General features: G+C 32.4%; 17 protein-coding genes, 1 tRNA gene and 1 rRNA gene. 14 read left to right on the top strand and 5 right to left on the bottom strand.

Annotated features, from left to right (window positions below):
• Positions 1-81, top strand: a 5S ribosomal RNA gene (rrf, locus tag EYD46_RS17420); the annotation flags it as partial.
• Between the two features lie 432 nt (positions 82-513).
• On the top strand, positions 514-3,300 hold the full coding sequence (locus EYD46_RS17415) for a T9SS type B sorting domain-containing protein (RefSeq protein ID WP_165454412.1): 2,787 nt from the start codon (positions 514-516) through the stop codon (positions 3,298-3,300).
• Positions 3,301-3,311: 11 nt separating this feature from the next.
• On the opposite strand, the gene EYD46_RS17410 is transcribed toward EYD46_RS17415, so the two are convergent.
• On the bottom strand, positions 3,312-4,454 hold the full coding sequence (locus EYD46_RS17410) for an acyl-CoA dehydrogenase (RefSeq protein WP_130938455.1): 1,143 nt from the start codon (positions 4,452-4,454) through the stop codon (positions 3,312-3,314).
• A 93-nt stretch (positions 4,455-4,547) separates the two neighbouring features.
• Between EYD46_RS17410 and EYD46_RS17405 the strand changes: the two genes are divergently transcribed.
• The 10 genes from EYD46_RS17405 to EYD46_RS17360 all read left to right on the top strand — a co-directional run bounded on the left by EYD46_RS17405 (position 4,548) and on the right by EYD46_RS17360 (position 14,314).
• Positions 4,548-5,618, top strand: coding sequence for an anhydro-N-acetylmuramic acid kinase (locus EYD46_RS17405; RefSeq protein ID WP_130938454.1), 1,071 nt, complete (start codon positions 4,548-4,550; stop codon positions 5,616-5,618).
• 150 nt (positions 5,619-5,768) lie between these two features.
• Complete coding sequence (locus EYD46_RS17400) at positions 5,769-6,995, top strand: Glu/Leu/Phe/Val dehydrogenase dimerization domain-containing protein (protein ID WP_130938453.1); 1,227 nt, start codon at positions 5,769-5,771, stop codon at positions 6,993-6,995.
• Between the two features lie 10 nt (positions 6,996-7,005).
• A complete protein-coding gene (nhaD, locus tag EYD46_RS17395) occupies positions 7,006-8,397 on the top strand; it encodes a sodium:proton antiporter NhaD (RefSeq protein WP_130938452.1) in 1,392 nt (463 codons plus the stop codon).
• A 148-nt stretch (positions 8,398-8,545) separates the two neighbouring features.
• Positions 8,546-9,247, top strand: coding sequence for a MotA/TolQ/ExbB proton channel family protein (locus EYD46_RS17390; protein WP_130938451.1), 702 nt, complete (start codon positions 8,546-8,548; stop codon positions 9,245-9,247).
• A gap of 1 nt (position 9,248) precedes the next feature.
• The gene (locus EYD46_RS17385) at positions 9,249-9,644 is read left to right on the top strand and encodes an ExbD/TolR family protein (protein WP_130938450.1); all 396 of its coding nucleotides are present in this window, start codon (positions 9,249-9,251) and stop codon (positions 9,642-9,644) included.
• A gap of 41 nt (positions 9,645-9,685) precedes the next feature.
• Positions 9,686-10,534 (top strand): energy transducer TonB, encoded by an 849-nt coding sequence (locus EYD46_RS17380; RefSeq protein ID WP_130938449.1) that lies wholly within the window; start codon positions 9,686-9,688, stop codon positions 10,532-10,534.
• 4 nt (positions 10,535-10,538) lie between these two features.
• Positions 10,539-11,756 (top strand): bifunctional folylpolyglutamate synthase/dihydrofolate synthase, encoded by a 1,218-nt coding sequence (locus tag EYD46_RS17375; protein WP_130938448.1) that lies wholly within the window; start codon positions 10,539-10,541, stop codon positions 11,754-11,756.
• A gap of 63 nt (positions 11,757-11,819) precedes the next feature.
• A tRNA-Val gene (locus tag EYD46_RS17370) sits at positions 11,820-11,894 on the top strand.
• 206 nt (positions 11,895-12,100) lie between these two features.
• On the top strand, positions 12,101-13,801 hold the full coding sequence (locus tag EYD46_RS17365; protein ID WP_130938447.1) for a hypothetical protein: 1,701 nt from the start codon (positions 12,101-12,103) through the stop codon (positions 13,799-13,801).
• A gap of 9 nt (positions 13,802-13,810) precedes the next feature.
• Positions 13,811-14,314, top strand: a complete 504-nt coding sequence (locus EYD46_RS17360; protein WP_130938446.1) for a DUF6438 domain-containing protein — start codon at positions 13,811-13,813, stop codon at positions 14,312-14,314.
• Positions 14,315-14,585: 271 nt separating this feature from the next.
• Here the strand turns inward: EYD46_RS17360 and EYD46_RS17355 are convergent, their stop codons facing one another.
• Together EYD46_RS17355 and EYD46_RS17350 are read right to left on the bottom strand one after the other, a co-directional pair.
• Complete coding sequence (locus tag EYD46_RS17355) at positions 14,586-14,819, bottom strand: hypothetical protein (protein WP_130938445.1); 234 nt, start codon at positions 14,817-14,819, stop codon at positions 14,586-14,588.
• Between the two features lie 66 nt (positions 14,820-14,885).
• On the bottom strand, positions 14,886-15,161 hold the full coding sequence (locus tag EYD46_RS17350; RefSeq protein ID WP_130938444.1) for a hypothetical protein: 276 nt from the start codon (positions 15,159-15,161) through the stop codon (positions 14,886-14,888).
• A 111-nt stretch (positions 15,162-15,272) separates the two neighbouring features.
• On the opposite strand from EYD46_RS17350, the gene EYD46_RS17345 reads away from it, so the two are divergent.
• Entirely contained in the window at positions 15,273-15,596 is a 324-nt protein-coding gene (locus EYD46_RS17345; protein WP_130938443.1) for a helix-turn-helix domain-containing protein, read from the top strand.
• A 12-nt stretch (positions 15,597-15,608) separates the two neighbouring features.
• Here EYD46_RS17345 and EYD46_RS17340 read toward each other — a convergent pair whose 3' ends face one another.
• Positions 15,609-16,892 (bottom strand): UDP-N-acetylmuramoyl-tripeptide--D-alanyl-D-alanine ligase, encoded by a 1,284-nt coding sequence (locus tag EYD46_RS17340; RefSeq protein WP_130938442.1) that lies wholly within the window; start codon positions 16,890-16,892, stop codon positions 15,609-15,611.
• A gap of 69 nt (positions 16,893-16,961) precedes the next feature.
• The gene (gldJ, locus tag EYD46_RS17335; RefSeq protein ID WP_130938459.1) at positions 16,962-18,635 is read right to left on the bottom strand and encodes a gliding motility lipoprotein GldJ; all 1,674 of its coding nucleotides are present in this window, start codon (positions 18,633-18,635) and stop codon (positions 16,962-16,964) included.
• A gap of 266 nt (positions 18,636-18,901) precedes the next feature.
• On the opposite strand from gldJ, the gene porU reads away from it, so the two are divergent.
• Positions 18,902-22,783, top strand: a complete 3,882-nt coding sequence (gene porU, locus EYD46_RS17330) for a type IX secretion system sortase PorU (protein ID WP_130938441.1) — start codon at positions 18,902-18,904, stop codon at positions 22,781-22,783.
• The last annotated feature ends 51 nt before the right edge of the window (positions 22,784-22,834 follow it).

Raw genomic sequence — 22,834 nt, 5'->3', positions numbered from 1 at the left:
CTCTTACCATTCCGAACAGAGAAGTTAAGCCCATTAGCGCCGATGGTACTACACTTGTGGAAGAGTAGGTCGCCGCCTTTTTTGAAGAGTCTAATTACAATTGTAGTTAGACTCTTTTTTTGTTTAAAAATAATTTATAGGAGTCACGCCCATGGCGTGATTAATTCCTGCACCTGTTTATACTATGCTGCGCTTGTATGCACATGCAGACATTAATAGGTCGTTGCCTTTTTTGAATCCCTTCATTATTTATAGTGAAGGGATTTTTTTTATTTAGACTATTATGTTTCAAGTTTAATAGATTAATACTCTAATCGGATAGCCATAGTTTTTACTTTTTTTGTAGAATAAAAACGGCTAAAGTTTTCTTTGTTAATGCTTTAACTTTTTAAAGATTTCAAAGAAGGAAGCATTAACCTTTAGTTAAAAAGCATCTTTTAATGACATAGAATGATTAAATTTGTATAAAACTCTGGTTTTAGTGCTATGATTTACCTGAGATTAAAGACATTTTTGATATTTTACAAGCAGCCCAATTTCTTTGATGCTCTATGTAAAGAAGCACTTATTACTTCTTTTTTACTTTTATTTATTGCTGGAAATAATTTATTTGCACAGAATCATAGTAATCATTGGTATTTTGGAGAGAGAGCTGGATTATTTTTTAACCTTCAGAATAATCCCGAAGTACTTACCGATGGAGCTATGATAGCCTCTAATGCCTGTGCTGCAATTTCAGATAAAGATGGTAATTTATTGTTTTATACAAATGGTACTAATGTATGGAATAGAAATCATAGTATAATGATTAATGGGGTCTTAGCCGGAACTCTTGGAATGGGAGGGCCGATAATAACAGAACCTCCAGTTTTGCTTAACACAATAATCATTCCTATAACTAATCAAGAAGGATTATATTATGTATTTACAATTACATCAGCTAATGGGTTAAGATATTCTATAGTTGATATGAATAGAGATGGTGGTTTGGGAGAAGTTGTTTTAAAAAACGAAAATTTATTAAACAGACTAGGTGTTGGGAAAATTACTGCTGTACACCACGCAGATGGAAAGTCTATTTGGTTGTTAACAACTCGGAAAAATGAAAATGATGATTATACCTCTTTTTATGCTTACAAGATAGCAGAGAATGGAGATATTGATAGTCCAGTTATAACTGATGGACTTGGATACAATGGTTTACAAATTGGGCAAATGAAGTTCTCACCAAATGGACGAAAAGTTGCTTGCGCCAATTATAGACCGCAATCTGTGTCTGACCATTTGATGGTTTTTGATTTTAACCCTGAAAGTGGAGTGGTAAGCAACAAGAAAAACCTCTTAACTTCTTTTGTTTTTTTTGAAGTAGTATCGGCGTTTGGAGTAGAATTCTCGAATGACTCTAAGTATTTATATGCGTCTTTAATTCGTCAAGGGATGCTTGGTAATGACGGTAGTGGATTTCAACCAGATGAAGAAAGAAAGAATTTATTATATCAATATGATATATCAAACTTCAATCCTCAGCAGTATTCCACTTCATTACATGAAGAGTTCAGCGATTTAACAGCAGGGAGTCTTCAACTAGCAAAAAATGGAAAAATTTATAGAGCTTTGCCAGTAAGTCAGAATATAGGAACTTCATTTCTAGGAGAAGTAAACAATCCTGAAATTTTAGGAGTTCAGGCCAATTATAGGCATAATTCAATAAATTTAAGGAGTGGAGAATCTAGGCTTGGACTACCAACCTTTATACAATCTTATTTTAGAACACGAATTTTAGCAGAAAGTGCTTGTCTTGGAGAACCAATTCCTATGGAAGTGGATACTTATGGAGAAATTACTGAAGCAGTATGGGATTTTGGTGATGGTAATACATCAAACCTTATCAATCCTCAACATATTTATACTACATCAGGTACTTATAAAGTTAAAGCAACAATTACTGTAAACAACTGCCCTATAACGGTAACCAAAGATATAAGAGTATATAAACTTCCTAGTTTGATAGAAAACCAAGAACTGATACAATGTGATGTTGATACAGATGGTATTTCTTTATTTAATTTAAATGCTATAAGAGATAAGATTACAGACCCTTTATTCAATGAAGAGTTAGTGTTTTTTCAGAATAGACTAGATGCAGAATTAAATAGAGATCCTATTCCAAACCCAGAGAGTTACACTAACCAAACCCTTAATCATGAAATTTTTGTTAGAGTTACAAATGAAAATGGTTGTTTTGAAATAACATCCTTTTTTATATCTGCTGTGTTTGTTGATTTGGGAAATATTACGGAAATGTACGTTTGTGATAACTCAGATTTAAATGCTAATGATGGGTTAGGCGTTTTTCCTATAGGTTTTAAAAAGGAGGATATTAGAAGTGAAGTTAATTTAGCCATGTCCACAAGTCTAAAGTATTATTCCACACTGGACGATGCGCTAACAGAATTAAATGAAATTAGAGATCGTTTTTTTACTTCAGAATCTACTACTATTTGGGTTAGAGCTCAAGAAGAAAATTTATCTTGTAGTGGTATATCTTCATTTGATTTGATTGTTAATCCTTCTCCTAAAATAGATATTAATGATGAATATCTTATTTGTAAAAATCAACCTATAGTACTAACAGGAGATGTTCTAAATGATAGATATGAATGGGTAAATAGCAACACTGGAGATATAATATCAACCCAAAGAGAGTTAAGTTTTAGTGAACCAGGTACATATCAACATATTGCCTACAAATTTGAGAATGGTATAGAGTGTCTAAATACAAAAGATTTCATAATTAATAGAACAGAGCAACCATCTTTTACGAGAGTAGAAATTAATAAGTTGTTTAAAAATAGTCATGTCATAGATATACAAGTCGAAGGCAGCAACAGCTATGAGTTTTCTATGGATAATACTACTTATTTTGAAGGAGAGAATTCTTATAGTTTCGAGAATATTCCAGCGGGGAAACACACGGTTTATGTTAGAGATATAAATCAGTGTGAGCCTACGGTACAGGAAGATGTATATATTTTGGGGTATCCAAGTTTTTTTACCCCTAATAATGACGGTTTTAATGATTTTTGGAGAGTATTAGGATTGCCTGAAAATGAATTAGAATCTATCAGAATTAAAGTTTATGATCGATTTGGTAAACTGATTTCTTATTTAGATAAAAAAAATAATTATAGCTGGGATGGACGATACAATGGTAACTTAGCTCCACAAAATGATTATTGGTATATAGCCATTTTTAAAGATGGTAGTATTGATCGAGGGCACTTTACCCTTAAAAGATAATTTAGAATAATTTAATCCCTTAAGACACTTCTAGAAATAACAATCTTTTGAATCTCTGAAGTACCCTCATAAATTTGAGTAATTTTAGCGTCTCTCATTAAGCGTTCTACATGGTATTCTTTTACAAAACCATTTCCTCCATGAATTTGAACAGCTTCAACGGTTTGCTCCATAGCTACTTTAGATGCATATAGTTTAGCCATTGCACTAGATTTATCATAGTTTTTGCCTTCATCTTTATCAGCTGCAGCTTTCATAACTAATAGTCTTGCAGCTTCTATTTCGGTATACATGTCTGCTAATTTAAAAGCTATAGCTTGATGATTACATATTTCTGTTCCGAATGCTTTACGTACTTTAGAATATTTTAATGCTAAATCATAGGCGCCTTGGGCAATACCTAAAGCTTGAGCAGCAATACCTATACGACCACCTGATAAAGTTTTCATAGCAAATCTAAACCCTGAGCCATTAACACCAATTCTGTTTTCTTTTGGTACTTTCACATCATTAAATTGTAATGTATGTGTGTCACTTCCGCGAATACCTAATTTATCTTCTTTAGGACCAATATCAAATCCTTCCATTCCTTTTTCAACAATAAATGCATTGATACCATGGGAACCTTTGTCTCTATCGGTTTGAGCAATTACCAAATATACATCAGCTCTACCTCCATTAGTGATCCAATTTTTAGTGCCATTTAAAATGTAATGGTCTCCTTTGTCAATGGCAGTTGTTCTTTGAGACGTAGCATCACTTCCCGCTTCAGGTTCGCTTAAACAAAATGCGCCAACAAACTCGCCAGTAGCTAGTTTTGTTAAATATTTTTGTTTTTGCTCTTCAGTACCATAAGCTTCAAGACCATAACAAACTAAAGAATTATTAACCGAAACTATTACTGATGCCGAAGCATCAATTTTAGAAAGTTCCTCCATAATAAGAACATAAGAAATGGTATCCATTCCGCTTCCACCATATTTGGGGTCTACCATAACCCCCATAAAACCAAGTTCTCCCATTTTCTTTACAAGGTTATCAGGAAAGCTCTGTTTTTCATCACGTTCTATAACGCCAGGGAGTAATTCAGTTTGAGCGAAATCGCGAGCAGCGTCACGAATCATTTTATGTTCTTCAGAAAGGTTAAAATTCATAATTCGTAATTAAAATGTATTTTTAATAAAAAAAGCTTACAAATATAGCTTTTTAGTGTGAATTTTTCAATTTGTATTCCTATTTTTGTTTGCATGATTAAAGAAACTTACGATGTAATTGGTGTGATGTCTGGGACTTCATTAGATGGTATCGATTTAGTTTATGTAAATTTTAAATATCAACAATCTTGGTCTTTTAAAATAACTTTTTTTGAAACGATACCTTACAATGCTGAATGGAAACATATTTTAAGTAATTTAATTAATTATGAAAAAGAAGAATTAAACGAAATTGATAAAAAGTATACTGTTTTTCTTTCTGATGTTATTAAAAAGTTTATTTCTAAAAATGGTATAAATATTATTGATGTTATTTCTTCTCATGGACATACAGCACTTCATAGTCCAGATGAAGGCTATACCTATCAAATAGGAAATCTGCCAGTTTTAGCAGAGAATTTAGGTATAAAAGTAGTTTGCGATTTTAGAGTTCAAGATGTAGCACTTGGAGGACAAGGAGCCCCTTTAGTACCTATTGGAGATAAGCTTTTGTTTTTTAAATATGATTTCTGTCTAAATCTAGGAGGGTTTGCTAATATTTCAACATTCATAGATAGTGATTATATAGCTTATGACATTTGTCCGGTTAATATAGTACTTAATTATTACACAAGACAACTGGGGTTAGATTATGACAATAAGGGAAGTTTAGCATCAGCGGGTAAAATTAATAAAGAGTTACTAGACTCACTTAATAACTTAGATTTTTACCATTTATCATTTCCTAAATCACTAGGGATAGAATGGGTTAAATCTTTTATTTTTCCTTTACTAGACAGTTTTAAATTGACGGTTAATGATGTTTTATGCACATTTTGCGAACATATAGCTATACAAATATCAGAATCTATAAACAGCAAAAAAAACGCTTCAGTTTTGGTAACAGGAGGAGGTGCTTACAATGATTATCTCATAGATCGGATGAAATATCATACCAAAAATGACATTATTCTTCCTGATACTACTACTATAGAATTTAAAGAAGCTTTAATTTTTGCATTGTTGGGAGTGCTTAAACTTCGAAATGAAATTAATTGTCTTAAAACTGTTACTGGAGCTAATAAGAACCATTCTTCAGGTGTTGTCTATGAGCCAGAAATTTAATAACAATTTAATATTCTAAGGTCTTATAGTTTTTTATATTTGTTATAATAACTTTTAATTTTTCTATTATGACTCAGCTTTAGCTTCACATCATTTAGTTGTCCTAAATCAACAATGTGTTAGTTTAAAAAAGAATCGTAAAAAGTAAAAATGAAAGAATTATTAAATAAGTACGAAAATAAAGTTCCCGAAATTGTTTTTTATTGGAAAGATGCTCAAACTGAAGCAGAAGGTTGGGTTGTAATTAATTCATTAAGAGGAGGAGCTGCTGGCGGCGGAACCAGAATGCGAAAAGGCTTGGATATGAATGAGGTGTTATCTCTGGCCAAAACAATGGAAATTAAATTTACAGTATCGGGACCACCAATTGGAGGTGCTAAATCAGGGATTAATTTTGATCCTAAAGATTCAAGAAAAAAAGGTGTTTTAGAACGCTGGTATAAGGCTGTTTCTCCATTGTTAAAGAGTTATTATGGCACTGGAGGAGATTTAAATGTAGATGAAATTCATGAAGTGATACCAATTACAGAAGAAAGCGGAGTTTGGCATCCACAAGAAGGTGTGTTTAATGGCTTCTTTAAGCCCACTGAAGCCGATAAGATAAATAGGATAGGGCAGTTACGACAAGGTGTCATCAAAGTTATTGAGAATCCACTGTATTCTCCCGATGTTAAAAAAAAATATACCGTTGCTGATATGATAACAGGCTTTGGAGTTGCTGAAGCTACAAAACACTATTATGATATTTATGGCGGTTCTGTAAAGGGAAAAAGAGCTGTTATTCAGGGGTTTGGAAATGTAGGTGCTGCAGCAGCTTTTTATCTAGCACAAATGGGTGCTAAAATTGTTGGAGTTATAGATATAGTGGGAGGATTAATAAAAGAGGAAGGATTTTCATTTCATGATATAAATCATTTGTTTCTTGCGAAAAAGGGTAATACTTTAGTAGCCGATAATTTAATTCCTTTTAAGGAGGTAAATAAAAGAATTTGGGGATTACAAACAGAGATTTTTGCACCTTGTGCTGCATCAAGATTAATTTCTAGTCGTCAGATTAGTGAAATGATTGATAGTGGTTTAGAGGTAATTTCTTGTGGAGCCAATGTGCCATTTGCGGATAAAGAAATATTTTTTGGACCTATTATGGAACATACAGACTCTAAAGTAAGCTTAATCCCAGATTTTATATCAAATTGCGGAATGGCAAGAGTTTTTGCCTATTTTATGGAACGAAAAGTGCAAATGACAGATGAAGCGATATTTAATGATACCTCTACAACAATTAGGAAAGCATTAGAAAACATACATAATAAAAATAAATCTAAAACTAAAATTAGCGCAACTGCTTTTGAAATTGCGCTTAACCAACTGATATAAACTAAAACTTATGGAAGCAGCGATTATTCTAGTATTTGTTATGGGCTATTTAGCCATAACCTTGGAGCATAGTATTAAAATAGATAAATTAATCCCAGCACTAGTAATGATGGCTATATGTTGGGCTTTAATAGCTCTTGGACTAGAAAGTTTCCCGCAGTGGTTTGATTCTGGGAAGCATGCACTGCTAGAAAATTTTGGTGCATTTGAGCATGAAGAAAAAATGCACTTAATGGAAGAAACATTATTGCATCATCTAGGTAAAACCGCAGAAATACTTGTGTTTCTTTTAGGTGCAATGACAATTGTAGAAATAATAGATTATTTTGATGGATTTGCTACTATAAAAGGGTTTATAAGAACTAAGAAGAAAACAAAAATATTATGGATTTTCTCAATTTTAGCTTTTATTTTATCAGCTATTATAGATAACTTAACAGCAACAATAGTATTAATTTCTATACTACAAAAGATTGTTAAGGATAGAGATGTAAGAATTTGGTATGCAGGTTTAATTATAATTGCAGCAAATGCAGGAGGAGCCTGGTCTCCAATTGGAGATGTTACTACAACAATGCTATGGATTGGTAAAAAAGTTACTACTGGTCATTTAATAGGATATTTATTTATTCCTTCTTTATTATGTATGATAGTACCATCATTAATAGCGTCATTTTTACCAGCATTTAAAGGAGATCTCAACATAGTTGAAGATAAAGAGAAAACAAAATCTAGATTTAGTGGTACTATGCTTTATTTAGGATTAGGAGCAATTGTTTTTGTACCAATATTTAAGATGATTACTCATTTACCACCTTATGTAGGTATGATGTTATCATTAGGAGTAGTTGCAACTTTTGCAGAGATTTATAGTAGCTCTAAATTTAGTATGTCTGGTCATGATTCGGAAGAACATGATGCTCATGCACATCATAGTCCAGTACACCATTCATTATCTAAAATAGAATTACCAAGTATTCTATTTTTCTTAGGAATTTTAATGGCTGTTGCAGCTCTTGAATCTCTAGGAATACTTTTTGGTGCCGCAGATTGGTTGAGAGAGTCTACCCCACAATTAGGAACAGAAATGCATGCAGGAGGAGTTTCAGACTTAGTTGTATTATTCCTTGGGGTAGGTTCAGCAGTTATTGATAACGTGCCTCTAGTAGCAGCTAGTTTAGGGATGTTTTCTGAGCCATTAGATCATGAGTTATGGCACTTTATTGCTTATTCAGCAGGAACTGGTGGAAGTATGTTAATAATAGGATCTGCAGCTGGTGTAGTTGCAATGGGAATGGAAAAAATAGATTTTTTCTGGTATTTGAAAAAGATTTCTTGGTTAGCACTTGTTGGTTTTTTAGTTGGAGCTGCAGCATTTATGGTAACCAGAACATTATTTTAACTAAAAATATTAATTGGTATAGAATTTGAAAGATTAGTATTTTTACTAATCTTTCTTTTTTTAGAAGCATAAATAAAACTGAAAACTTTAAACATTATACTTTAGCAACAAAACAAACGTTATACAGTTGCATTTAACCCAAAACTATATGCTAAACATATTATTACTACAAAATACCCAAGAAGGGACAGAATTAACAGATGGGGAATCTGTTGAAAAAACACTTTCTATAATAGAACTTATAAGTAGCGGTGGAGCTGCAGGGCAGATTATCATTGCTATTCTATTTTTATTACTAATTGTGGCCACTTATATTTATTTTGAAAGACTTTTTGCAATAAAAGCGGCCTCTAACGTAGATGCTAACTTTATGAATCAAATTAAAGATCATGTAAGCAATGGAAAAATTGATTCAGCACAAATGTTATGCGCCCAAGTCAACTCTCCCGTGTCAAGACTCATAGCAAAGGGGATTACAAGAATAGGAAAACCTTTAGCGGATATCAATACGGCTATTGAAAATGCAGGACGGTTAGAAATCTATAAGCTAGAAAAAAATGTGAGCGTATTGGCAACAATTTCAGGAGCGGCTCCAATGATAGGTTTCTTAGGAACGGTAATTGGAATGATTTTAGCAATTTTTGAACTTGCAAATGCAGGTGGGACTATTCAAATGGATACTTTAGCTAGTGGACTTTATACTGCTATGACAACTACAGTAGCTGGTTTAATAGTAGGTATTGTAGGTTATATTGCATATAACCATCTGGTAGTAAGAACTAATAAAGTAGTGTATCAAATGGAAGCCAATTCTTTAGAGTTTTTAGATCACTTAAACGAGCCTACATAATATGAATATTAGAGGAAGAAACAAGGTAACTCCTGAATTCAATATGTCGTCTATGACGGATATTGTATTTCTGTTATTAATCTTTTTTATGATAGCCTCTACGCTGGTAACAACAAATGCTATAGACATTTTATTACCTAAGGCAAGTGGGAAAACTGAAAATAAAAAATCGGTTGCTGTTAGTATTAAAAAAGATTTAACCTATTATATAGATCAAAAACGAGTAGGTGTAAGTGTTTTAGAAAATGAATTATTAGCAGCGTTATCAAAAGAAGATAAGCCAACGATTGTTTTAAGAGCTGAAAAATCTGTTCCAGTAGAGAATGTTGTTAAAGTAATGGATATTGCTAATAGAAATAAATTTAAAGTGATTCTAGCCGTTAAACCTAATAAATAGGTTTTTAATTTTCTTCGGAATAACTTTTGCAGAATAATGATATGAAGTATCTAGAAACCAAACATGAGCGTAATTCAGCCAAAATAACAGCACTTCTAGCTATTATTATTTTATTGCTATTGTTTGTGGTTGGTCCTCCATATATGGATCCTCCAGAAGAATACGGAGTAGCTGTGAATTTTGGAAATTCAGATTTTGGAAAAGGAAATATTCAACCTAAGAAACCTGTAAAGTCTGAACCGAAAGTTACTGAAGACATACCAAAGCCAGAATCTACAAAAGAAGAACCAACAAAATCGGCTGAAGCGAAGGAGGAAGTGCTAACTCAGGACAACGCTGAGGACATCGCAATAAAGAAACAGAAAGAGGCCGAAGCAAAAGCAAAAGCCATTGCAGAGGCAAAAGCTAAGGCAGAAGCAGATAGAATAGCAAAAGAAAAACGAGAACAAGAAGAAAAGCGTAAAAAATTGGATGCTTTGATTGGTGGTGTAAGTAAATCTGATGGATCTGAAACAGGAAGTGAAGGCAACGATAATAGAGCAGGAGACAAAGGACAATTGGATGGAAACCCTTATGCACCAAGTTATTTTGGAGGTCAGGGAACAGGACGTGGAGGAGTAGGATATGGTTTAAATGGACGTGGTAGAGCGTCATTTAAAAGATTAAAGCAAGATTGTAATGAATCTGGGTTAGTTATTGTTAAAATAGTGGTAAACAGAAGTGGAAATGTTATTGAAGCTACACCAGGAGTAAAAGGTACTACCAATACAGCACAATGTTTATTAGAGCCAGCAAAAAAAATAGCACTGTCCCATAAGTGGCCTTCAGATACTAAAGCACCATCGCGCCAAATAGGTTTTGTTAGTGTTAACTTCAAATTGAGTCAATAGAAGAATGACTTATCAAGATACTTTAGATTGGATGTTTGCACAACTGCCAATGTATCAACGCCAAGGTAAAACTGCATTCAAAAAAGATTTATCAAATACATTAAAACTAGCAGAATATTTACATCATCCAGAAAAAACCTTTAAATCTGTTCATGTAGCAGGTACCAATGGTAAAGGTTCTACTAGCCACATGATAGCTTCTATTTTACAAGAAGCAGGTTATAAGGTTGGGCTGTATACCTCCCCTCATTTAAAAGACTTTAGAGAGCGCATAAGAATTAATGGTAAACCTGTAAGCAAGCAATTTGTAATGGGCTTTATAAAAAAACACAAAGCCTTTTTGGAAGCCAGTCAAGTTTCTTTTTTTGAAATGACAGTAAGTATGGCATTTGAATATTTTTCAAAACAAGCCGTTGATATTGCTGTGGTAGAAGTAGGTATGGGAGGGAGATTGGATTCTACAAATATCATAACTCCAGAAGTTTCAGTTATTACAAATATAGGCTTAGACCATGTACAGTTTCTTGGTAATACCCTAGAATTGATTGCCGCCGAAAAAGCAGGAATTATTAAACCAAATGTACCAGTGGTAGTTGGAGAAACACAACCAGAAACACAACCGGTATTTAATGCGATAGCTAAGGCAAATACTACTAAAGTTGTATATGCAGACCAATTGGTTAATAAAACCTATGCTTCTGATATGGTAGGGTACTACCAAAAAAAGAATATAAAAACTGCGTTTCAAACCATTGAAGTACTAAAGCAAAAAGGCTATAAGATTTCCAAAAAAGCTATAGATGTAGGTTTTTTAAATGTTGTTAAGAATACAGGATTGTTAGGTAGGTGGCAAGTGATAAGCGAAGCACCTAAAGTGGTATGCGATACAGGACATAACAGGGAGGGGCTTAGTTTTGTAATGCATCAAATCTCAAATCAAGCGTATCATAACTTACATATAGTTTTTGGAGTGGTAAATGATAAAGATTTGAGTGCTATTGTAGCTCTACTACCTAAGGATGCCACATATTATTTTTGCAAACCAGATATCCCAAGAGGTAAGAATGCCAAGCAATTGCAAGAAGAATTAAAACCATTTGGGTGTATTGGAGCAACATATAGCTCTGTTAATAAGGCTTATAAAACAGCACTAAAAAGAGCTTTAAAAGATGATTTTATTTTTGTTGGAGGTAGTACATTTGTAGTAGCAGAAATAATTTAAATTTTTGTCAAAAAAGTTTTTGCAGTATTAAAAACTAGATTATATTTGCACACCTAATATTTAGGGCGCGTAGCTCAGTTGGTTCAGAGCACTTGGTTTACACCCAAGGGGTCAGGGGTTCGAATCCCTTCGCGCCCACTTCAATAAAAAATCCGATTTGTTTTTCAAATCGGATTTTTTTGTTTCATATAAATACGGAGTATGTTCAATATAATTTCTTTAACCAAATTTCTTATAGAATAATTCGATGAGTTTATATAGGAAATTACATTTTATTCTGTATGTTTATTAAGTTGTTTTTCCTAAGACGAATTTATTTTTAAATTAATTTTATACAACAAACTATGAACAAAAAGATTCGTTTTTTATTCAGGACAGGTATTTTATGTCTTGGCTTATTATTTATTCTCAACAATTGTGAAAAAAGTTCTGTCGCTACTGATGAAGTTTTAAACAATTTACCCCAAGCAATAGATAAAGGTTTTGTTATTACATCTACATCATTTTCTGCTAAAGATAAAACTTTAGAGAGGCTTAGAAATAATTACAATGTAGATGATAATATTCGATTAGTATCAACAGAGGGTAACACGCAAAGTAAAAACTTACCAGATAAATCACTTATAGTTATTGATACAAGTATTGTCAAAAAAATTACGCAAGGAAACTATACATCTTACACCATGTTAATTGAATCCATTGATGATGATCCAGATACATTTTATAACATCACTTTAGAGGAATTTGGTGATTCAACTGGAATGTTTGTAACACAGTATAAAAACTTTGGTAAAAGTAAAACTGCTAAGACAAATATAACATCTAAAACATCCTCTTCGACTAGTATTTCTACAAAAAGAATAGATGATTTGGTAAAACCCATAGGTAAAGAAGATTTTGGTAATGAAGAAGGAGGGACTTCAGGAGGTGGTTCTGGAGGCGGAGGAGGAAGTTCGACTTATCCAACTGATTGTGCTGGTTGGGTAATTACGACTACTGTGGCAATAGAAACACCTTGTGGTTGTGGTGATAGTTATATTGACTTCTTAAATGGTATTTGTAAAGGTTGTAATATAAGAGAACCTAAGTGGCCTACTTTGGAAACTATAGAAACATATGAATGTGAACCCATTAATGACGGAAGTAATAATAACAATAATGATACAGGTAATACTACTACAGGTTCATCAGGCGCTGGCGATACAGTGACATACCCTAACCCATCATTAACTACTCCTGTTAATCCAGATGGTAGTGAAAGTAACGCAACTCATATAAATAACATAGCATTCGGAACATCAATTACAGATTTTCCTTGTCAAAGGATAGTTATAGAAGAAGCAATAGGTCTTTGTACTCCATTAACTGAGTTAGTCTTAGAAATTTTTGAAGCGAATGATGGTACTCATCTAACGATTCAGTCTTCAGATAATATGGACGCTAATGCGGCAACTACATCGGTTTCTTCGTATGATCCTGTTTCTCATACTTGTAATATAACAATAACATTTAGTGAAACATATTTGCAACGAGCAACGGATTTATCTATTGCCAGGACTGCAATACATGAGAGTTTACATGCTGTCTTTGTTTATATGGCTGAGGAAGGGTTCTTGGAATCTGCTGATGGTAGTCCAATGGAAGGCTTTGAAGACCTTGTAAACGCTTATATAAACCATAGGTCTAATGGTTTAGGTAAGGCGCATCATGAATTAATGGCTGATTTTGTTGAAGATATGGGCATTTCTCTTATGCAATATGGTAAACAAAATGATTATTCACTACCTCTTAGCTATTATGAAAAGATGTGTTGGTCAGGGGCTTTAACAAAGACAAGTACTTTCGAAGAACTTTATCCTAAATATACGAATCCGCTCGACGCTATTGATAAACCAAGAAATGTTAACATAGCTTGGTTAGATATTGTTAATACTGTAGCGGCAGAAGAACTAAATCAAACACTTCGTTTTACGCATGACAATGGTAAAACATATACATATGAGCCAATTGGCTTCCCTCCAAGTGTTGACGAACCCTGTAATTAAAATAAAATTATGATAACAAAAAATTTGATTTTTTTTATTGGACTTTTAACTTTTTGTTTGCAAAGTTTAGCTCAAATTCAAAAGATAGAGTTCTCTACTGATGGATATGCTAATGGTGCTGATTACGATTTAGTTATTTACTCTGATAAAGTGGCTGTTTATAATGCTCGTAGTGATAATTATTCAATACCTCATTCAGGTGATATTTTACCTGTAAAAGTCGATAAAGAAGGAAACAGTATTATTGCAACCGAAATAAAAGGAATTTTTATTACAAATATAGAATCAAAGTTATACAAGGAAATCATTAAAGAAATTGAAAAACTTAATGAAGAATTTTCTAAGAAGAAATATTTTGAAAATAGTCTTCATGTTTCGACGAGTACCTTAAAAGTTACTTTTAAAGATGGAGATGTAAAATTTATTTATGATTACGGAATGAAAGGGACAAAAACACTTGTTGAATTATATAAGATTTTAGATAGTTTAAGGTTTAACCAAAAATGGAAATAAATATTACAAGTTTTTTTATTACAGGACCTTTTATTGCTATACATTTAATCAATTTAAAAAAATTATTGTCGCTAGTTTCAAAGTATTTTACATACAAAAGATTTGTTTAGAGATGTTATATCCAATATTATATATACAAATCTCAAGAGTATTTAATAAATACAGCATCTAACCTAAACCTATTAGAAAAGCTTAGGCTCGATGCTTTCAACACTAGGAAGCCTTTGAGTAAGGCAAATTAATCCCTCCTAGAGATACAAGTTTAATGTGTTTACCAAAATTCAATATAAACACCATCTAATGTAGATCGGATAGTTAAATTATTCGGAACCTCTTGACAAAGTTTTGCTAACTGAATTATTTGTTGTTTTACGATAGGTTCTCTTACTACGGTTTTTATACTATCAAAATGAGAGAATAAAGCACTTTGATGTTCTGATGTAACTTCTGTTTTAAATATTTCTTCAAAACTTTTTTCTATTTTGTTATAGTGGTGTTTTTTCATTCAAAGGAGATATATTATAGGATATACTAATTCTTCAATCAAATTATTGTATGAAACAAAATGAGATTATGGCTTTAACTTATCCTTGAATTGATTGGATATAGTTTTGAATTCTTTGGCTACTTCTACAATAGCATTAAAAACAAGTATGTTTTTACTAATACCACTTTTTGTGTTTCTTACTGTTTGAGAGTCTACTTGAATACCTTTCAGTTTTAGATTGTTTATAACCATTTTGGTATATTCTTTAGGTAAGTGATTTATTAATAAATCCTTGAGCACATTCTTTTCTTTTCCTGAACTAACGTCATAGAGTGTGTATAATTTGTTTAAATTTGTCATGATTTATTTAAATATGTTTGGATTTTGAGTGAATTTACAACAAAAATATACAAATAATTAAACAAAAACAAAATAATTTACTTATTAGTATAAATTTTATGCTTTTTTGATATGAAGTTTGAAGACAAATTGAGGCAATTAATTAAAACCAAGTACAGCAAATTAGGAGATTTAGCTGATAAATTTGAGATGAATTATTCTCAATTGTCCCAATATGTTAATGGTAAGAAAGTTTCGATAGAATTTTTAATTAAAATAATAGAAGAATTTCCCGAAGTAGATCTTAATTGGCTATTAAGAGAAAATCAGAGTAATGGCATGTTAAATGAAACTTCTGAGACCTACAAAACTTCAACTAGTAAAGAAGAGATTATATCAGAAATCGAAATTTTATTAAAAGAATTAAAAACACAACTCGCGAGTAAAGAAAACTAAAAACATATATGTTTATAGATAAGGTGTCTCTAAAACTCTTTCCAAAGCCATTCCTCGAGACCCCTTAATTAAGATTGTACTACTTTTAAAATTCTCTTTTTTATTTACAGCTTTAAAATCATCAAAGGTTTTAAATTGAATTACTTTTTCAGATTTAGTTTTTGACATGTTGAAATTTTCTCCAATGAGAAATACTTGGTCAATATTTAGAGATTCTACTAAATCAGTAATATTTTGATGTTCTGCTTTAGCATCTTTCCCTAATTCAAACATATCGCCTAAAATGGCAATTTTAAAACCGTCTTGGTTTTCAAAATTTAAAAGTGCAGCACGCATGCTTGTTGGGTTAGCATTGTAGGCATCTAAAATAATTTTATTAGATTCTTTTTTGATGATTTGAGATCGATTATTTGTAGGTATATAACCTTCTATAGCAGTTTTAATGTTACCGTCATTTATTTTGAAGTACTTACCAATAGCAATGGCTACAGCTATGTTACTAAAATTATAATCGCCAATTAATTTACTATTAATAATTTGGTCTCCGTATTTTGAGCTTACAAAAGGTTTGGCGCTTACAAAATTTATAGACACATTAGGATTTGTAGTGCTTTTGCCAAAAGTAAATGTATTACCTCCTTTAGCATTTTTAATTTGAATGGAATCATTTAGGTTTAAAAAAATCGTTTTATTGTGTGTTTTAAGGTGCAAGAACATTTCGCTTTTCCCTTTTATAACACCTTCAACACCTCCAAAACCTTCTAGGTGTGCTTTACCGTAGTTTGTTATCAATCCATAATCCGGAAAAGCAATATTGCATAAAAATTCAATTTCTTTTTGATGATTAGCTCCCATCTCTACAATGCCTATGTCAGTTTCTTTAGTCATTGAAAGAAGTGTAAGAGGTACTCCAATATGGTTATTTAAATTACCTATTGTTGCACTAGTCTTAAATTGTTGCGATAAAACGGTATTTATAAGCTCTTTGGTTGTAGTTTTCCCATTGCTACCAGTTAATGCAATAATGGGTGTTTTAAGATATTTTCTATGATATGTTGCTAGTTGTTGAAGTGTTTCTAAAACATGGTCAACCAGAATTGTGTTTTCTGTCACATATTCTTTTTCATCAATTACGGCATATTTAGCACCTTTCTTTATAGCTTCTTGCGCATAAGTGTTTCCATTAAAATTATCGCCTTTTAAAGCAAAGAAGATATTTCCTTCTTTAATTTTTCTGGTGTCAGTACAAACAGAATTACATGTTAAAAATATGTTGTGTAGCGTTTCTAAATCCATAAAATAAATGTAAAAAAAAGTCCTGATTTAGCATCAGGACTTTTAGTTTTATTAGGTAAGAATTAAAAATTAACTCTTTTTCTTTTGATTCATTTTAGATTTGGAACCTACACGAGACATTGCGCATCTAAAGCCAATATAGTCAGTGGCCATATCTTGTGGGAAGTAGCGTCTTTGAGCAGGATCTAACCAATACTCTCTGTCTTTCCAAGAGCCTCCTTTGTATACTCTTACTTCATCATTAATTAATGAAGTTCTACTGTTAGATTTATCGTATTCTCTAATTAAGTTCCCTAAAGAATCTCTTGTGATAGTATGCTTTGGAGAATTATACATTTTTCTGGTATCAGAATCGGCTTTAGTTTCTCCTTCTTCCTCTTCTCCAAAACTTTCAAAATAACGAGAAGAACGACGATCACCATCTCTAAAGTTAATATTATCTGCTCTATCAAAGTTAGGTCTTAAATACGTTTCGTTTTCGTCAACAGGAACTTTTACAATTTCTCCAGGAAGGTTTCTTGCAACAATTCTACCGTTAGATAATGTATCGTAAATAACTTCATCAGATTCTACAACTTTTACAGTACCTTCTTCAGTAATTGCATTCTTTGTGTACACATTTCCTCTGTAGTAGTTAAAATCATTGAATTCATCATCTACTATAGGTCTGTAAACATCTGCAACCCATTCAGCTACATTACCAGCCATATCGTATAAACCATAATCATTTGGCTCGTAAGATTTCACTGCGTTAGTAATATCAGCACCATCATCACTCCATCCAGCAATTCCACCGTAATCTCCTTTACCTTGTTTAAAGTTAGCTAATTGATCGCCACGATATTTACGCTTTCCAGAACGTGTATATTGTCCGTCCCATGGATATTTTTTACGTCCTCTGTATAGGTTATAACTTCTTAATTCACTTAAACCTAAAGCAGCATATTCCCATTCAGTTTCTGTTGGAAGTCTATACTTTGGTCCAATAACACCAGTTTCCATAGAAGCATAAACACCAGTCTCGTTTCCGTCAGCATCAACTCTTACATTTCTATTTCTTCTTCCATCAGGATCGCCATTATCGTATGCGCTAGGATCAACTTTATATCTATCTGTATTAAAATAGTTATCAGGGTCAACTTCAGCTACATTAATATCTCTATATCCGCTTTTCTGTAAGTTTAATTCGTTAACTCTGTCTGTTCTCCAGTTCGAATATTCTACAGCTTGAATCCAACTTACACCAACTACAGGATATTCTGCATAAGCAGGGTGTCTTAAGTAATTTTCAGTCATTACTTCATTGTATCCAAGTCTGTTTCTCCAAACAAGTGTATCTGGCAAAATACCATTATAAATGTTTTTGTAAAGTTCATCATCCGGAGGATAAAGTTTCTTCATGTAGTCAAGGTACTCAACATACATCAAATTAGTAACTTCAGTTTCATCCATGTAGAATGATTGAACGTGTTGTTGTGTAGGGGTGTTATTCCAGTCGTGCATTACATCATCTTGCACACGACCTTTGGTAAACGTACCACCTTCAATAAAAACTAACCCTGGGGCAGTTTCTTGTTCCTTGAAGTTTGTATTGTATTGAAAACCGCCATCTCGTCCATTAATTTGCCATCCTGTAGCTCTCGAACTATTTTTAGAGCTAGATGATTTTTTACAACTAAAAGCTGTAACCGATAGGACTGCGATTAAGAATACTTTTAATATCGCTACATTTTTCATATCCATACGTTTAAGTAAGCTAAATTTTTGTTTTGGTGCTGCAATATAAGAATTAAACCTTACAGAACAAGCTATTTTTTGCATTTTGACGAAAAAAATACGTATTTCATCCTATTTTTAATGTATTACATCGATGATTTTGGCACTTTTCTCTAAACTATCGCATAGAAATAACGTTACTTTTCATAAATTATTATTGTATTTTTGATGTTGAGAAAAAAATTGTTGCTTTATTTGATAATAACTGTAAGCTGTACACGTTATTCTAGCTCATGAAAAAGAAAATTTTAATTTTATTACTTCTAGTGTTTAGTCTTGCTTTTGGGCAAAAAAAAAGTTTTTCAATAGATTGGAATGGAACCACTACTTTAACTTTTGGTAAAAACAGCATTCAACTTCCAGTATTTAATGAAAAAAATTATAGTTATGATTTTGATGAAGGATTACAGTTTATTGCGCAATGGGAAGTGCCTAACGATATAAATGAAGCATCTATTGTTGTAAATAATATAAATTACCAACGAATTACCAAAGCTGAACTTTTAGATATTGATGTATCAAAAATTTCAACTGTTTTAAAGTATACTTTAAGAAATTCAAAATCCAGAGATAATCAATTTGCTTATCTAGAGATTTCTCCAATAGTTAAAGATGAAACAGGTGCTTATAAAAAAGTAATGTCGTTTCAAGTAAGCTATAAAACACAAAGTAATAATTTATCTAGTAGGAGTAAGAGCTTTAAGAATTCTAAGGTTATAACTAATTCAGTATTAAATTCTGGTAATTGGTATAAATTTTATATTGATACTACTGGTGTTTTTAAACTTTCAAAAAACTTCTTGCAGAGTTTAGGTGTAAATGTAAATACTATTGATCCTAGAACTATTAAGATTTATGGGAATGGCGGACGTATGATACCTTACAGTAATTCTGAACCTCAACCTTTTGACGTTACTGAAAACGCCATTAAGATTGTCGGAGAGCAAGATGGTGTTTTTGATAATGAAGATTATATACTTTTTTATGGAGAAGGACCAAAGGAATTTAATGCAGAGAGTAATACCAATATAAATGTTTATACAGATAGAACTTATTATTACATAACAGCTGGAGGAGGTAATGGAAAACGGATAGTGCCTTTTAATCAGCCTTCTGGTTCTGTTGATTTAAGTATAAATACATATCAACAATACCAGTTTCATGAGAGAGATATCCATAACGTAGGGACTGTAGGAAGACGTTGGTTTGGTGAGCGATTTAATATTGAAAATGAACAAGAGTTTACATTTAATTTTCCAGATTTAGTAACAGCAAATCCTATTAGCTTAAGGGTTTATGCAGCAGCGGTCTCTTCAAGTAATACTTCAATGGAAGTAAGTGTAAATGGTACTGTAATACAAAATTTAACTTTTGGCTCTTCAAGTGAGATCATAATTGGTTCTCAAAATACTTTTATAGGAGACCTTAATGTGACTTCAGAGGAAATTAATGTAAAATTGAATTATAACAATCAAGGTAACCCTAGTGCTCTAGGGTATTTGGATTATATATCAGTGGAAGCAACAAGGTTACTAAAGTTTGAAAATAATCAGTTTCGCTTCAAAAATAATAGTGTAACTAATAATTCTGGAATCGCAGAGTATACTATATCAGAAGCCTCAAGGTTATCTGAAGTATGGGATGTAACGGATATTTTTAATGTGTCTAATGTGGAAAACACTGAAGGAGAGAGTAGCTTTAGTTTCACATCAGCTATGGGAGAGGAGAGGGTTTTTATGGCGTTATCTGCATCAAATTATTTTGAGCCTAAACTTGATGCTAACAAAACTATACGTAATCAAAATATTAAAGGCACTATTTTTAATGGATTAGATGGAGGGGTACAAGATATCGATTATCTTATAGTTGCTCCAAATAATATGCTAAATCAGGCTGAACGTTTGGCGCAAATTAACCGAAATCAATATAGTTTAAATGTAAAAGTTATAAGTTTAGATGAGATTTATACTGAATTTAGTACAAGTAATCCAGATATTGCTGCCATACGGAATTTAGTAAAGTATATTTATGATAATGCAAGTACTCCTGAAAGAAGAATTAAATATCTCTGCTTATTTGGAGACGGGTCTTATGATTACAAAGACAGAATTCCCAATAACACAAATATTGTGCCTTCGTGGCATTCTTATAGTAGTTTAAACTTGACAAACTCTTTTGTTTCAGATGATTTTTACGGGATGATGGATGATAACGAAGGGGCAATGAATAATAGTGATCGTTTGGATATAGCAGTAGGTCGTGTTTTAGCCGATACTCCGCAAAGAGCAAGAGAATTGGTGGACAAAATAGATTCCTATTATGCAAAAGAATCTTTAGGGAGATGGCGTAATAATTATGTAGTAGTTTCTGATGATGTAGATGAAAATTGGGAAGGAGTAATTCAACAAACTACAGATAATATAGGAGATGAGGTTACCGATGAAAAACCATTTGTAAATGTTATAAAGATACATGCTGATGCTTTTCAGCAAGAATCTTCAGCGGGAGGAGAGAGGTACCCAGAAGTTAACGAAGAAATTTCGAATGCTATAGATAATGGAGCTTTAGTGGTAAACTATTTTGGGCATGGAGGAGAAGAAGGCTTGTCTCAAGAGCGTATTTTTGATGTACCCTCAATTGATAACTTAAAGAATTTCTGCAAATTAAACTGTTTTGTAACAGTAACTTGTGAGTTTACCAAGTTTGATAACCCCTTTAGACAAACGGCAGGAGAATTTACATATTGGAATAAGCAAGCAGGAGCCATAAGTTTAATTACAACAACAAGGCAAGTATTTGTGAATTTTGGTATAACATTCAATAACACATTAGGACAATATTTGTTCTCTTTTAGTGATAATGATGGTTTTGATGATGATGAATATCCAACTATGGCTGAGGCCTTAAGATTAGCTAAAAATGACCCTAATATAGGTTTTGCATCCCAAAGAAGATTAGTGTTTTATATTGGAGACCCAGCTATGAAATTAGCATTTCCTAAACCAAATATTCGCTTAACTGAAATAAACGATACACCAATTGCGCAATCTACTGATACCTTAAAGGCATTAAGTAGAGTGAAATTGGCAGGAGAAGTTACAGATGTAAATGGTAATCTTTTAAGTGACTATAATGGAGTAGTGTCTACAACAATTTATGATAAGTTTATAGACAGGCAAACATTGGCAAATGATAATACAACAAATGCAGGTACTTTAATACAGTTGGATTTTAAAACATTAGGTGCTATTGTTTTTAGAGGCCAAGCGTCAGTAACTAATGGGCAGTTTGAATTTGAGTTTGTAGTACCAAAGGATATTGGTGTGCCAGTTGGTTTAGGTAGAGTAAGTTTTTATGCTAGGAATAATGTGCTATCTGAAAATCAAACTGGAGCAGATATATCTAATATAAGAATTGGAGGTGTAAATGAAAATGCGGAAGAAGATAATACAGGGCCTGTTATCAATATTTTCATGAATGATGAAAATTTTGTTTCAGGAGGAATAACTAATGAGTCTCCAACATTATTGGCAAAATTAGAAGATGCAAATGGTATAAATACAGCTAGCGGTATTGGTCATGATATAGTAGCAATAATTGATGGAGATGAAACCAATCCTTTTGTTTTAAACGATTATTACGAAACCGAAGTTGATAATTACCAAAGAGGAATAGTTAGCTTTCCCTTTAGAGATTTAGAGCCAGGGTTACACACATTAACACTTAAAGCTTGGGATGTATATAATAACTCGTCAACCTCCGAAATTCAATTTATTGTATTTGACGAAGATCAAGAACTTGTAATTAATAACGTGTTGAATTATCCAAATCCGTTTGTGAATTATACAGAATTTTGGTTCAACCACAATAGTTCACAACCTTTAGACGTTTCTATACAGATATTCACAGTTTCCGGTAAGCTAGTGAGAACGTTAAATGGGCAAACATCTGGAGGTATAAAAGCAACCAGTTCTCTGTCTAAAGATATTGTTTGGGATGGAAGAGATGATTTTGGAGAAAAAATTGGGAAGGGCGTTTATATTTATAAGTTAACAGTAAAATCTAACCTACTTAATAAAAAGGTGGAGAAAATAGAGAAACTTGTGATACTATAACACATATTGACTTTTCGTGTTTAACCGAAAATGAGTTGAAATTAATATAGA

It is taken from the genome of Hyunsoonleella pacifica (assembly GCF_004310335.1).
In the GTDB taxonomy this organism is placed as follows: Bacteria; Bacteroidota; Bacteroidia; order Flavobacteriales; family Flavobacteriaceae; genus Jejuia; species Jejuia pacifica.
This window is presented reverse-complemented; position numbering and strand designations above follow the sequence as displayed.